Source organism: Pedobacter borealis DSM 19626, assembly GCF_000708285.2.
Lineage (GTDB): Bacteria > Bacteroidota > Bacteroidia > Sphingobacteriales > Sphingobacteriaceae > Pedobacter > Pedobacter borealis.
In genome coordinates this window covers 1-15181 of record NZ_JAUG01000109.1, presented here as the reverse complement: position 1 = coordinate 15181, position 15181 = coordinate 1, and the positions used below count along the sequence as shown (strand labels likewise).

General features: G+C 41.6%; 8 protein-coding genes. 1 reads left to right on the top strand and 7 read right to left on the bottom strand.

Going from position 1 to position 15181, the window contains the following annotated elements; genetic code table 11:
• Window positions 1-153: 153 nt before the first annotated feature.
• The 7 genes from AW17_RS20890 to AW17_RS20860 form a co-directional block, all read right to left on the bottom strand.
• A complete protein-coding gene (locus AW17_RS20890) occupies window positions 154-2244 on the bottom strand; it encodes a beta-galactosidase (RefSeq protein ID WP_029279730.1) in 2091 nt (696 codons plus the stop codon).
• A 6-nt stretch (window positions 2245-2250) separates the two neighbouring features.
• The gene (locus tag AW17_RS20885; RefSeq protein WP_083488795.1) at window positions 2251-4602 is read right to left on the bottom strand and encodes a glycoside hydrolase family 2 TIM barrel-domain containing protein; all 2352 of its coding nucleotides are present in this window, start codon (window positions 4600-4602) and stop codon (window positions 2251-2253) included.
• Between the two features lie 197 nt (window positions 4603-4799).
• Window positions 4800-6311, bottom strand: a complete 1512-nt coding sequence (locus tag AW17_RS20880) for a family 43 glycosylhydrolase (RefSeq protein ID WP_029279726.1) — start codon at window positions 6309-6311, stop codon at window positions 4800-4802.
• A gap of 180 nt (window positions 6312-6491) precedes the next feature.
• Complete coding sequence (locus AW17_RS20875; RefSeq protein ID WP_083488794.1) at window positions 6492-7970, bottom strand: cellulase family glycosylhydrolase; 1479 nt, start codon at window positions 7968-7970, stop codon at window positions 6492-6494.
• 95 nt (window positions 7971-8065) lie between these two features.
• The gene (locus AW17_RS20870; RefSeq protein WP_029279722.1) at window positions 8066-9277 is read right to left on the bottom strand and encodes a glycan-binding surface protein; all 1212 of its coding nucleotides are present in this window, start codon (window positions 9275-9277) and stop codon (window positions 8066-8068) included.
• 31 nt (window positions 9278-9308) lie between these two features.
• On the bottom strand, window positions 9309-10889 hold the full coding sequence (locus AW17_RS20865; protein WP_029279720.1) for a RagB/SusD family nutrient uptake outer membrane protein: 1581 nt from the start codon (window positions 10887-10889) through the stop codon (window positions 9309-9311).
• An 11-nt stretch (window positions 10890-10900) separates the two neighbouring features.
• The gene (locus AW17_RS20860) at window positions 10901-14071 is read right to left on the bottom strand and encodes a SusC/RagA family TonB-linked outer membrane protein (RefSeq protein ID WP_029279718.1); all 3171 of its coding nucleotides are present in this window, start codon (window positions 14069-14071) and stop codon (window positions 10901-10903) included.
• Between the two features lie 862 nt (window positions 14072-14933).
• On the opposite strand from AW17_RS20860, the gene AW17_RS24715 reads away from it, so the two are divergent.
• Window positions 14934-15181 (top strand): hypothetical protein (locus AW17_RS24715; RefSeq protein WP_036670577.1); only part of this gene is annotated, 248 nt, incomplete at its 3' end.

The window sequence follows — 15181 nt, the reverse complement described above, 5'->3', positions numbered from 1 at the left end:
GTTAGATAAGTAAAATAATTGTATCAAATTTAAACAGGCTCATAAAAAATGTAAAATTTTAAAACCAGATTATAGCCCTATCGATACAAACAAGTGCATTAAAATAATCAACAAAGGGTTTCAACCATTGCAGTGATATGAAGAATACGACGTTTACTCGCTCCAAACCAATACGCCAGCGGGTTTTAATGTTTTTTCTCCAACAATAATCTTCGAAGTTGCAGGAATATTTATGATATAATCAGTAGAAGAATAATTTACGGCCATATAAAACCCATCCCTCCAATAAACATAAACACCTGGTGGATAATTTTCGGTAGTTGCCCCTGCTCCGGTATAAGTATCGCGTAACAGATCTTTTTCCAGCTTCGAATCGTCTGTGGCCACACCAATGTAGGTTACCGATCCTTTACCGATTTTGTGTTTTACAACAGCTGCCTTTCCTTTATAAAACTGATTTTCATACCTTGCTAGAACTTCGGTATTTTGATCGGGCTGCAACAGATCGCCCCATTTATTCCATTTGTAATGTTCCGTACCCATCTGGATGTCTCCTTTCGCATAAGCAGAAAGCATATCGGTTGCCGTAATCTGCGCGCCGATAAGGCCCGAAATTGGCGCTGCCAGTTTACCCTCCCAGAAATGCCCCATGCGGTTTTTGGTTGCTGTACGGCAGGTAATGATCAAATGTCCACCACGGGTTACATAATCATTCCATTTCTTTACTAAAGCCGAGTCGGCCATTTCGTAAGCAGGAACAATTACCACCTTATATTTCGACAGATCAGTAGTGTCCGGTACTATATCAACAGGAGCCCCCAAAGATTTTGCCATTTCCAGAAACTTGACCGGATAGTTCCATGTGTCCCACTGGTTGGTCTGTTTCTGCCTGTCGATGGTCCAGTAATTTTCCAGGTTCCAGAGAATGGCCGTTGAGCGTTCCATCAGTTTTTCAGGCACCTTAGCCCCTGGCCTGTACAGCTTCCTCAGTTCTTTTATTTCTTTCATAAACTGGATGTACTCTTCGCCCCCTTGCGAAGGGGTTACCCCATCTGTTTGTATAACACCAGAATGGTATTGTTCGGCACTGTATAAAATCTGCCTGAACCGATAGGAACAGGCAAGTTTCCCACCTGCAGCAAAGGTATGGTACAGCCACATACGCACCGTTCCGGGCAAAAGCAGCGGGTTGTAGCTTCCCCAGTTTACAGGACCAGGCTGAATTTCCATCACGCCCGATACGCCTCCTACACGCTTAAAATATTCTGATGCAAAAAGGATGACTCTACTATCTCCCATCCTAAATCCCAGTTCGCCAATGTTATCGCTGCCACCATTAGGATAAGCAGTATAGGCTGCAAAATCGAGTTTCTTTGTCCGCCCCGGATCAGAACCGGTAGAGACCGCGGTATAATTAGTGGTAATATATTGCTGCTTCGATATGAGTCCGCGTAAGGTGCCGGCCTGAAAATCAAGAAATTCGGCCTGCGCATCGGCACAGTAGCGCTTAAAATCGAGCAGGGCATGCGGATTGTTGCCCCACCAGCCAACCAGATTGGTGTTATGGATCATAACCTGGTCGAAATTATTGTACCACTGGCTCCAGAAAGCTGTGCCCCAGGCATCATTTAAAGCATCAATGGTTTTGTACCTACTTTTTAACCAGCCCCTGAAAGCCTGCTGCGAGGGCTCGCTATAATCGGGTTTGGCATCGGGCTCATTATCCAGCTGCCATCCGGTTACATTTTTATGCTGACCATAGCGCCTGCCCATTTCGGTTACAATTTTTTCGACAAACAACCGGTACCTGGAATTAACAACCGACGCCAGTCCCCTTGTGCCATGTTCGGCCCGGATATAATGTCCGTCCATGATAAAGGTTTCGGGATAATTGGCACGCATCCACGCCGGTGTAGCTGCAGATGGCGTGCACATGACCACTTTAAGCTTATATTTCGCACATAAACCCACTACTTTATCGAGCCAGGTAAAATCAAACTTTCCTTCTTCGGGTTCCATTTTAAACCAGGCAAATTCTGCAAGGTGGACAAACTCGTAACCCATATCCGAAATCTTTTTGATATCACGCTCCCATTGGCTTTCTTTCCAGTGTTCGGGATAATAGTATATCCCCGTAGTAATGAGGTCTTTTTCTGGGAAAAACTGATTGACTTCCTGCGATTTTACACTTAATAACGAAATAAGCAGTGTTAATATAATCAGTGGTATAGTTTTTTTTAACATGGGAACCTAGTTCTTGTGGTTTAAATCCTTAATTGCTGTTTTGATGGTTAAAGTTTCTGCTGGTAAATCAGGCGAGGTAACCGTTAGTTTGATATCGCCAGCTTCCTGTTTGCTCTTTATCACCACTAAAGCTTTACCTTTCCATGCCTTACGGGTATTGCCCACATATTGTTCAAAATCTTTCAGATCAGCATTATCCACTCCTGCAATTACGCCCGGACCTTCGATCTCGAAATGCAAACGGTTGGCTGCATTAGGTTGAATTGTTCCCTCTTTATCGGTTACTTCAATCGCGATGTACGATAAATCCTGTCCGTTGGCCAAGATCTCTTTCCGGTCTGCTGTTAGGTATATTTTTGCAGCCTCGCCAGCAGTTTTCAGAATGGCTGATCCCGTTTCTTTATTATCTTCTACCCCTACGACTTTAAGCAAACCCGCAGCATATGGAACCTGAAAAGCAGCTTTAAACTGTTGCTCGATGCTAGTTGCCTGTTCACTTATTAATTTGTTATTAAGGTAAAGCCTCACTTTCGGGTATTTGGAATACACTTCAACCTGAACTGCTTTTCCTTCAAAACCTGGCCATGTCCAGCTTTCCCATGTTGGCCATACAGACCACCAGGTTTCTTTGATTTCTAAAGGTTCAGGAGCAGGTTCACGAACGGCCATATAGAGTTTTTCGTTATCGTTATACAACATACTCCGGTAATGGGAAATGGGTTTCCGCCATCCGGTCAGATCGATATCACCACAATAAGCACCATGCCATGGAAAAAAATTATTTTCCCAGTGTTCACCAGGTGTATCCCCAGAATAATACCAACGGCCGATGCCTGACTCTCCAAGATAATCCATCGCTGTCCAAACAAAATCACCGATTACATAATTGTTTTCCTGCACCAGTTTCCAATTGGTAAAAGCATCTTTCGGATAGGATTCGGTTTGAACAATAATACGCGAAGGCACTCTTTTATGATCTTCTGGGGCAGTATGCAGGTTGTAATTGTAACCGGCAACATCATGTACGTTTATCAAAGAATCCAGGTTTTCCCATTTGCCGAAATTCACAACTGCAGAAGTTACTGGCCTTGTAGTGTCTATTTTTTTTACTTTCTGCAAAAGCATTTTAGCGGTTTCAACAGCCTCAGGTTTTCCCCGTTCTACAATTTCGTTCCCTATGCTCCACATGAAAACCGAAGGGTGGTTTCGATCCCTCAAAATCATTGACTGTAAATCTTTTTTCCACCATTGAACGAAATATTTTGCATAATCGTTACTGTTTTTTCCAATTTTCCAGCAGTCGAAAGATTCGTCCATTACCAGCAGGCCCAGTTTATCGCAGGCGTCAAGAAATGCTTCAGAAGGGGGATTGTGGGAAGTTCTCACCGCATTGAAACCACCGGCTTTAAGCAGTTCAACTTTACGCTCTTCGGCACGGTCAAAAGCAGCAGCACCTAAGCATCCATTATCGTGATGCACACAACCGCCATTTATCTTCACTGTTTTTCCATTCAATTGAAATCCATTTTCGGTCGTAAATTTTATGGAACGGATGCCAAAATTGGTTTTTGTACCGTCTAGCACTTTTTTGTCTTTTACTACCTGAACCTGAGCCTCGTATACATGAGGTGTTTCTGGTGTCCAAAGCATCGGATTTGACACTTGTATGGTCTGGGTGATTTCCTTTTCGCTATTGGCAGGAAGTTCGACCTTCATCTGACAATTACCAGTATTTTTTGAATTTTTATTCCAGAGAAGGGTTTTTACAACCACGCTCTGGGCAGATGCTGTTTCATTTTTAACCTTGGTTTTCACCAGTACAGCTGCTTTTTTTGAAGATACCGTGGGGGTTGAAATACTTACGCCCCAATGTTCAACATGTACAGGATTAGTAACCATCATCCAAACATGGCGATAGATTCCCGAACCACTGTACCAGCGACTATTCATCTGTTGTGAATTATCAACACGTATAGCAATAACATTCTCTTTTCCAAAATTCAGATAAGGTGTAAGGTCATAACTGAACGATGTGTAACCATAAGGATATACACCCAGCGATTTTCCGTTGATAAAAACTTCGGAATTCATGTAAACACCTTCAAAATAAATAGCTGTTTTTTTTACCTTCTGGCTATCAGGCACCTGAAAAGTTTTGCGATACCAACCCATTCCTGACGGAAAAAATCCGCCACCTCCGCCTGTAGCATTTTTAGGATGAGTTTTTCCTTCGATACTCCAGTCGTGCGGTAAATCAAGTTTACGCCAACCTGAATCATTGAAATCATTTGCTGTAGCTTCCGGTGGATCACCTAAAAAAAATTTCCAATCGTAATCAAATAACTGTTTTCTTTCCATGCCATTTTGCGCATATCCTGAAAAAAAGCTTATCAATAGTATAAATGCGAATACTATTTGTTTTGCAAAATATTGCCTTTTGTATAAATTGAAGCTCCTCACTTTGTTGTGTTATATTAATTTGTATTATTAAATATTATAGCATTCATCAATATAATATTGCGTAAATTAACAAAGGCTTTAAAACGGCCTAATATTTATTTTACCGGGGTATATTTAAAATTCTTAAACGTTACCTTTCCCTCTCCGATGGAACAAAGGCCGATCCGTAAGCTCAAAAATCCGCTAAGTACATTATGGTGCATGCCCGATACCTCAAAGGAATTTTCAATTTTGTTCCATTTCACACCATCTTTACTGTAATATAGATCTACCGTGTTTTCTACATTTTTTAGACGCAGAAACACGTGATTATTAACTACATTTTTTTCAGCCAGAGCTCGCCAGCCACGCAAATCGGCAACTACATCTTCATTATTGGCCAGTATCCCGGAAGACGCAGTGCTGTTGTAAAAAAGAGCCAATCCAGCAGTTGCTTTTCCTTCAATTAATACCTCAACATCAACGGTATAGGAATGGTCTTCGGGTATGCATAATAAGGGAGAACTATTACCAATGGTATTTCCCTTTGCTTTTATTGACAAACTGTTGTTGGCCAATCGAAATCTGTTAGTATCCAGTTCTTCAAAGAATTGCCATTGAGACTTTAATTTATTACCTGCAAAATTATCGTTCAGGTTAAAATTGGTTTTAGAAGGTGCCAAATCTGGCTTTCTGATCGGTTTACTGTCGATTATACCTGTGGGTACTTTGTACCAGCCGTCTTTTGTCCATTCTATGGGCAGAAGCATCGTTTGGCGGCCTTTGTTGTAAAAGTCTTTTTCGTAAGCATGAAACACCATCCACCAGTTTCCTTTTACATCATCGATTATGGTGGCATGCCCTTTTGATCTCCATTTTTCAGATTTTTCTGTTGTTCTGACAATCGGGTTATAAGGTGAATTTTCCCATGGCCCTGACAGTGATTTTGACCGTGCAGATACAACCATGTGGCCGGTTATCGGGCCTGCTGTTCCGCCTTCTGCCACAGTAATATAGTAATATTCTCCCCTTTTTATCAATTTAGGGCCTTCCAGGCAAAAACACTCAATAGACCAGTTTCTGGGGATGGGCCAACCTTTGTATGAACGCTTTTGGTTTCCTGTGGTGGAAAGGCCATCATCAGACAACGGCACAAATCCTCCGTCGCTGAAGAATAAATACCTTTTGCCCTGCTCATCTGTAATGTGTCCGGGGTCGATGTTGCCGATCTTCAGGTCAACCGGGTCACTCCATTGCCCCCCGATCGAATCTGCGGTTACCACATAATTGGTACCGTTTGCTGGGAAATAGATATAAAACTTATTTTTATACTTCACCAGATCGGGCGCATACACTGAACCCACTTTTTTGTGCAAGGCGTGAGTTACCGGTTTCCAGTTGATCAGATCTTTTGAATGCCAGATCAATAACCCTGGATAATATTCGAAGGATGAATGGACCATGTAATAATTATCCCCATCACGTAGTATACTAGGATCGGGATAATCTCCTGCGAAAATTGGGTTCGTATAGAAACCCGGGGCTTTCGGGTGGTGAGCTAACTGGTATTGCGCTGTTGCGCAAATAGTGAATTGGATCAAGAAAATTGTTAATAAAAATTTGTTCATACTTATTGAAAGTTGTAAAAATATTGCGGTGATACGCGTACCTGGTGTCCTTGCCCTGTTTTTCTATGAACCACTTAGTTTTCACATCAACGCGAAATCAATATTTATTGAAATCTGTGATCCATAAGGCATTACGGATTTTTTATCCAGATTTAAATAAGCGACATAAACTTTATCATTTTACTTCGCTCCTGAGATAAGGGCATTTACGATCCCCTGATCGAGAACTTTATTATTTCTACGGTCTAAAACGGTGCCTTGTTCCCAAAAGAAGGGCTTGAGGCCAAATTTAATGGCCTGTTGGGTTGAGTAAGCTGTCCAATAATCTATCGACTCATTATGTTTTGCCATATCCGAAGGCAGATAATTGGGATTTGTTCTCCTGAAAGCTGCATATTCACCCAGTATTACCGGAATTCCTTTGTCAACAAACTTGGCTTTCATCAATGCATATAATCTTGATACTTCACTTTCTTCACCCCAGGTTGCATTTCGGCTCGGATCGGTAACCGAATGATAACCCGTTCCCCAGTAGTAGAACATTTTACCCCAACTGGCATCACCATCAAGCAATATTGTAAATTGAGATGGGGTATAGTTATGCACTTCAACCATCATGCGGTTAGGTACCTGATCTGTTGGAAGGGTATTCATCAGATTATTGGTTTTTTCGAAATCAGTACCTGGCCCCTGAACAACCAGCACCCGGTAACTATTCTTGCCACCTGTAGCGCGAACGGCATTTATAAATGTTTGGTGGTAACTGTTTAATATTGCCATCTGTTCTGCATTTTCGGCTGGAGGTTCATTCGCACTCGCAAACATCAGGTGCTCATCAAAATCTCTCATGGTTGTAGCAATCTGCTCCCATAATGCCTTTTGTTTCGCATTAACCAGATCTTTCTTTGCCTGGTTGATATTCTGATCCAGCCAGCCCCCATCCCAGTGGATATTCAGCAGCACATACATATCGTTGTCTACACAATATTTAACTACTTCTTTAACACGGTTAAGCCATGCAGGATCGATGGTAGCCTTTTGCTCGTCGCTCAAATGTTTCCAGTTCCAGGCGCAGGGAATGCGTATCGCATTAAAACCTGTCTGTTTTACAAATTTCACATACGATTCGGTAATCTGGGGGTTACCCCAGCCCGTTTCGCCGCCCTGAGCTTCCATTGTATTCCCAATATTCAGGCCCAAATTCATTTTCGCCGCCAGTTGTACCGCTGTGCTGCCCATACCTGTTAGGTCGGGAGCTTTGGGCGATGTATTGTAGGAAGGATATAGCGTGCTCGTTTGCGATACTGTAACCCTTCGGGCCTGTCCGTTAGCTGAGTTAACCACCAATACCGCAGCGCGGGAAACACCTGTAAGGTTAGGCATTGCGGTTAACTTTAATTCGGTATTTCCTTCAGTTCCTGCAGTCTGGCTGATCTGCAACCAAAGATCGGCAGGATTTTTAGTATTCCATTTGCCATTGCTGGTAACCGTTATATTGGAGATGCCTCCATCAGGCAGAAAAGCAACATCTGATGTAGAAATGTTGAGCTGTGGTTGAATTTCCTCTTGCTTTTTACAATATGCGGTAAGCAGGCTAAAGGCGAGTAATACTGAGATATATAGACATCCTTTTATTTTTACATTTCCGAAGCGGCTCATAAGTTTGTTTTATTTTTCTTCCTAGGATTATAGAAAATCTTCGTTGCTATAATTAAAGCATACCGGCCCGTAAAATTACGGACCGGTGGTATTGTTTATCTTGTTTTTACTATCCTGATATTATCAATAGCGGCTTCAAAGTCGGTGACCACGATTGCACCGTCATTGGTAAAAGTGACGTTGATTGCTCCATTTCCGGTCGAACCGAGTAACTCGGTCAAGGTTGGAGCAGGCAGTCCGTTCTTTAAAAAGTTTGATAATGGAAGCGTGACTGTTTGCCAGCCATTTGTTTTAAATGAACCGTTAGACCCGTTTGCATTCTTCCAAGGGCGATAAAAAGCAGAATAGGTAAATGTATAGTCTTTAACAATCTGAATAGAGCCATCAGTCCATGGCTTCTTAACAGCGATTTCAAATTTCAATGAATACTTGTTCAGGGTATCTTGCAAATTGGCTGTAGGAACCCACTGAACTGCGTTGGTATTGATGGAACGTCCGCCTTCCCACCAGCTTCCGTTACCAGCAGGGATATTTGTAGCTTTTAATATTCCATAATTACCATTATTCCCAGGGAAATTAACAGCGCTGTTCGAAACATCAGAACCCCAGCTGAAGGTATTTATGCCGTCATAGTTATTTAATACACCTGTTGTAAAATCATGAACGTTGTAAAAGGTGGTGGCTGTACCCGATTTTGTAGTCACAATAACAGGTCCAGGTGTAGAAACACTTGCAGGAACTACCATACTTATCGCGGTACCATCATTTGCTCCCTTAAACCCAGTTACCTCTACCCCAGCATAACTTACCCGCTGGATAAAAAAGAAATTTAATCCTTTTATCGTAACGCTGTCGCCGGGATTAGCACTTTCATTTGATATTCCAGAAATCGTGGGTGCAGGGGCAACAATTGGAAATGAAAAGGTAGTTTCGCCCTTTGTAGTTACAAAACGTATAGTATTAAGCTGCGAAGGCTCAACCAAAGGGAAAGGAATTACTGCCGGCATTAATACGATTGCACTTGTATCAGAAAACCAGGCATCGTTAAATGAGCCCTTTACTCCGTTAAAATAAATCTGGAGCGCTCCTTTTAGGTTGCTCCCTGTAATTACAACCCATTTTCCGGTTCCTACCCTGGTTAAGAGCGAATCGCCCGGGCTGGGTACATAATTACGTATACCGGTAATAACCGGCGGACCTGAGGATGATGAGGATGCATCTTTTTTACAGCCTTGAACTGCAAAAAATATTATTGCGACTAAAATAAGTAACAAATGGCTATTGGCCCTGTTTAACAGATTTTTCATATCTTTTTGATTAATAATAAATTAGCCCTAATTAATAATATGCCACTGGTGGATCCAATAATTTCGGGTCGGCAGTTATCTCTGTGGCCGGTATAGGCAAAGTAAAGGTTGCAATGGTTGGTGCTGTAATAACTATCCCATTGTTATTTCTGGTCTTTTTCCCTGTAGCTGGGTCATAAGCAAACTGAACCCTGGTTTTCTTCTGGATCTGATTGTTCAATAAGTTAATAGCCCCCTGTGGATTATAATATGAAAGGCGAACCAGATCAAACCAGTACTGCCCTTCAAATGCCAGCTCAATCCTTCTTTCATTTCTAAGTGTTTCCGTGGTGATTGTTGTTACCGGATCAACACCAGCCCTTTTCCTTACCATGTTGAAAACCCTTAATGCTTCTGCATCAGAAGTTGAACTACTGGTTCCTAGTAAGGCCTCAACATACACCAGGTAAACATCAGCCAGGCGTAAAACCGCATTATGTTCGCTAGAAGACCATATGTCCATCGTTGGTGCGTTATTATCGATGGCAGTACCAACAATATGTTTTTTAACGCTGCATGAGGTAGCGGTATATCCTCCGCCAGCTGCGTTCAGTTCGGGATAGTGATCGCCTGTAAGCATAAAGGTCGCTTTGCGCCGTATAGAATCCTGAGGTGTATATAAGGTATCAAGATCAACGGTTGGTCCAATGGCACCGCCCCATCCTCCACCAGGCGGAACTATGCTCCCGCTGGGTGCAAACTGGGTCTGCATCGCATTACCATTACCATAACCCACACCAGGTGCCCACTGAAAGGCAAAAAGTGATTCCTGGTTATCATTAAACTGTGTTCTAAACAGATTGTAATAACTTGGCAAAAGGGTTAATCCACTGGTATTGATCACATTTTTAGCGAAAAATGCAGCACTGTCTAAATCCGACTGGCGTCTGCTTCCGCTGATACCAGCTTTTGTTAAATATACTTTGGCCAGCATACCCTGAGCAGACCAGGTAGTTACCCTTCCTGCCTGATCGCGGGGTGGCAATGCGCCTGCGGCAAATCTTAAGTCGCTGATGATAAATTTGTATACATCGCTAAGCAGGTGACGTGGCAACAGTGGATTTTTTATTAATTTATCATTATCCTCAATGATGGGCACTGCCCCCCACAACTGTGCCAAATGAAAATATGCAGTGGCACGCAAAAACTTCAGCTCTCCAAGTGCCCCATTTTTACTTTTGAGGGATACACTATCTGGCACGTTATTAGTAATTGCCTTAATATTGGTGTTACAATGCGCCACTATTTTATAAAAACAGCGCCATGAGGTACCAATCTGTCCATTATTACTGGTTACCGCAAACGAAGTCAACTGGGCAAGGTCGGCATTATAAGGCTGCAACATATTGCCGCTCAGAATGTCGCCGATACCGAGCAAAGGGAAACTGTTCCAATCGTTCCATGGCTGCGCATAAAGGGCAGCTGTGGCAAGCCTTAAGTCTGAAGCGCTCTTATAAAAATTATCTGTTGTTATTTGCGACAAGGGCGCTCTATCCAGAAAATCTTTTTTACAGCCGCTTATTATTATGGCAGCGGCGAATAAAGTGAGTATGTATAGTTTAATATGTTTCATAATTTTAGGTCTTAGTTGTTTAAAATAGAGATGTTGGCACCAATAGTAAACACACGTGGCTGCGCATAATATCCATTATCTACACCTGCTGCTAAGGGATTCCATGAACCTATCTCAGGATCATAACCTTTATATTTTGTAATTGTAAATACGTTGGTTACCTGGGCATAAAGGCGCAAGTTTTTCAGGTGGATTTTAGATAAAAGACGCTCTTTAAAATTATATCCCAGCGTAATGCTTTTGCACCTTATAAAAGAACCATCTTCAATATATTTGCTCGAAAAACGTTGGTTGTCGTTACCGCTGGACTGACTGATTCTGGTGATACTGGTTTCGGGATTAGTAATATATACGTTGTTGATATCAGTAGCAGAACCGGCAGGATTAATTAACCCTATGCGGGCAAAATCTCCCACGTTTCTAAAGTATCCAAAATTCTGATTCGGGTTTTCTGCATCTACCCTCACCTGGTTATAAAGTTTATTGCCATAATTTCCAGACATGAAGATATTCAGGTCGAAGTTTTTATAATTAAAGCTGTTGTTTATTCCAAACTGGAATTTCGGAATTGGTGAACCTAAATAAACCTGGTCGCTTTCATCGATCACGCCATCGTTATTTTGATCCTTAAATATAACATCTCCTACCCATACACCTCCTGAACCATTGGTTATTGGAATTGGAAGTCCACCTTTTTGTGATAAGGCAGGATACTTTTTAAAATCTTCTGCATTTTTATAGGTGCCTAATGTTTCGTAACCATAATATTCCCCAATCGATCGGCCCACCGTTGATTTGGTAATTGCTGTGCTGCCTGCATAACCATATAGTGCGGCAGCATCGGTATTTAAGGTGAGGATTTTATTGTTGTTACGGGAAAATGTCAGATTACTTCTCCAGTTGAAGTTTTTAGATTTAATATTATGGGTGGTTACAGAAAATTCAATTCCTTTATTACTCACAGAACCGATATTGATATAAGGAGACTGGATCGATCCCGGGGCATAGCCTGTAGCATCAACCATACCTGAATATAAGGGTAAGGTGAGGCTTAACAATAAGTTATCCGTTCTTTTATAATACGCATCTATCGAAAAGTCAACCCTTCTGTTCAGTATACTTACATCCAGACCGGTATTATATCCTTTTGTTGTTTCCCATTTTACATCAGGATTGCCACTGGTAGCAATCAGCTGCGAATTACCCGATAATGATGTTGCTACAGTCGTTAAAGTTGAGCCGTAGGCATAATCACGAATATTTTGGTTATTCTGCAAACCATATCCGATCCTAAGTTTCAGATCATCGATCGCTTTTACGTCTTTAAGAAATTTTTCCTGTTTCAGTTTCCATGCGAATGCACCAGAATAAGTGGTCACCCACCTGTTATTAGCTGCAAATTTGGATGACCCATCATTGCGGACGTTAAGCGTAACATTATACTTATCATCGTATTTAAAATCAATACGGCCGAAATAGGACTCTCCAGCTGTTTGTCCTTTATCGCCAGAGTTGGTTGCCGTTGTGGCATCACCACCATTTATGGCCTGTACATTATTGCTGGGAAAATTTGTTCTCTTTGCCGATACGTTTTCATAATCCCACAGTTTAGACTCGTGCCCAACCATTGCATTCAGGTTATATTTGTTGACAAAAGAATGCGAGTAGGTTAGGTAATTGGTAAGGGAATAAAATGTATTTTTTCCGCTAAAATAACTTGCCGAATTAGAGGTTTTGGAGTAAGCGCCCATGGTATAAATAGGATCAAACTGGTCTTCTGTGGCCGTTGAAAAATTTCCGGAGATTTCGTTGCGCAAGGTAAGTCCTTTGGCAAACTGAATTTCGGCATAAGCATTTCCGAATAATTCGTAGCGGTTCTTAAGGTCTTTTACGATTTTCGCCAAGGCAAATGGATTGCTTCCTGTAGCGCCATAAATATTTGGATCATTGCCACCCCAGGTACCATCTGGATTTACCACATTTACATCAGGTGTTTGATTTAACGCCTGTCTGATTACACCTGATTGAGAAGTAGTTACATTTTCTTTTACATTGGCCAATTGCAGGCTCACCCCCATTTTTAACCAATCGGTTGTTTTGTTATCCAGGTTCAATCGGCTTGAGATCCTTCTGAAATCAGATCCCAGCGCAATTCCGTCCTGTGAAAAATAAGTTCCTGAAAGATAATATTTCGTTCTGGCATCACCACCGGTAAGGGCCACATTATGGTTTTGCATGAGTGCGGTCCTGAATAAGGCTTTTTGCCAATCAGTTCCCACGCCCAGATAGGCTGGATTTGCAAACTGCGGCCTGAGGTCATAACCGATGATTGCGGCCTTTTCATTCATAAAGGTTGCATATTCCTTAAGGTTCATTACTTCATAGTATTTTGGCAGCGCCTGAGCACCCGCATAGCCATCATAGCTCACCACCGGAGGACCAGAAATGCCTCGCTTAGTGGTGATGATCACCACACCGTTGGTTGCCTGTGCACCATAAATAGCGGTAGCTGAAGCATCCTTCAAAATATCTATTGAAGCGATTTCGGATGGATTGATACTTGATAATGGATTTGTACCCTTATCTCCGGTTGAAGGCAAGATCTGAAGACCATCTACTACATATAAAGGAGGATTATTACTAAAGCCCGATAATCCGCGGATCTGAACAGAAACACCTCCACCTGGCTGGCCGGAAATCTGTTGAACCACAACACCGGGAACTTTTCCCTGCAGTGCCTGATCAACAGTTGTTGGCTGTGTTCTAAGGAGTTCTTTGCCAGAAATCGAAGATATAGATCCCGTAAGATCACCCCTGGCCTTATCACCATAGCCAATTACAACAACTTCATCCAGTTTTGTAGATTCGACCCTTAAGATAACATTGATGACACTACCATCACCGATCATTATTTCCTGTGATTGAAAACCGATCATTTTGAAAACGAGTACATCACCAGTATTTGCCCTTATAGAATACTGTCCCTGTTCATTTGTTGATACAGCTGTGTTCTTAGCCTTGAGCAGCACGATAGCTCCGCGCAATGGTGCGGGATTGTCGTTCCCCACGATCTTTCCTGTAATCTGCCTCTCCTGGGCATAACCTTTTAAGTGCAGGAGCACTAAGAAAATTACCACCAGCAAAAAAGCCGGTAATTTCCGAATAGAAATTTTTTGGTTCATATTTGGTTTATTTTGGTTTGTTTCGCCCTTAATTAACGACACCTCCAGGAACAGCGAGAAATAAGAGTTTATTCTTCCCTAACGCTGCCCCTAATTGCTTGCCATTAATTATTGGCTTTGAATATTCAAATATAGTTTCAAGTCAAACTGACGAATGCCTCAAATGATACAAAGAAGGATATTTTTGTTACATGGCTATCGGTAGCATTTTGATTAGAAAGCTAAATAAAACACCGTTAAACACTGAAAAACAGACAAATAACTAAGAAACAAGATAATTCTGCCTTATAAAAACATCTCGCCCTTATGTAACATTTTATCAATTTTTAGGCTTTATCCTGAAATGAATATGTTAACTAAAGTCACATAAATCCCCTAAAAACCATTTATGTTTTAACGGATAATTGTAAGCAAGCCTTGCCTGTAAAATACTAAAATTAACAGGCAACATTTGTTACCTATTTAGTAACATATATACCCCGTGTACAGATTACCTATTTTATCAGCCTCAGCCTACTAATAATCACCATATCTAACCAAAAAACAATTATGAGCATGAAAATTATCAATCTAACAAGGCTGTTAGAACCAACAAGACTGCAGCCCCGGCTACTGTCGGGAAGTGCGTGGCCCGTCAGTGTACAAACAATCGGAAACGAAAAAAACACAACATCAACCGATGGTAACAAACCGCTTTCCTGTATTAACTCAGTAAAAAAGGAAAGCAAACCACATTACCTGCACCAATGGTTTCTTATCCGATCAATAAAAAACTATCTGTAAAAAGCTAGTTGCTTAATCTATTATTAGCTGTTATTGGATGAATCTAATACAGTTTACTAACCAAATCATCTACAACAATATGAGAACCTTAAAATATTTTATGGGCATCTTTATGTTCCTTTTAGTAACAAGATGCCAAAAGCCGGAAGTTGCCCTTCCAGAATCGGATACAACCAATAAAACAACTGCCAGGGCCTTAACCGCCACCAGTTATCCAAGTTATAACCTATCACCTCTTCCACCCGACCAATCCTATCGTGTGGACACATCTTTTGTTAATTCTATATTTGTTTTTAGTGCACATTCATTAAGGCGGTCGTCATGCTG

Coding starts and splice junctions, on each gene's coding strand:
- AW17_RS20890 (WP_029279730.1), bottom strand. CDS start 2,244: ATGTTAAAAAAAACTATACCACTGATTATATTAACACTGCTTATTTCG.
- AW17_RS20885 (WP_083488795.1), bottom strand. CDS start 4,602: ATGGAAAGAAAACAGTTATTTGATTACGATTGGAAATTTTTTTTAGGT.
- AW17_RS20880 (WP_029279726.1), bottom strand. CDS start 6,311: ATGAACAAATTTTTATTAACAATTTTCTTGATCCAATTCACTATTTGC.
- AW17_RS20875 (WP_083488794.1), bottom strand. CDS start 7,970: ATGAGCCGCTTCGGAAATGTAAAAATAAAAGGATGTCTATATATCTCA.
- AW17_RS20870 (WP_029279722.1), bottom strand. CDS start 9,277: ATGAAAAATCTGTTAAACAGGGCCAATAGCCATTTGTTACTTATTTTA.
- AW17_RS20865 (WP_029279720.1), bottom strand. CDS start 10,889: ATGAAACATATTAAACTATACATACTCACTTTATTCGCCGCTGCCATA.
- AW17_RS20860 (WP_029279718.1), bottom strand. CDS start 14,071: ATGAACCAAAAAATTTCTATTCGGAAATTACCGGCTTTTTTGCTGGTG.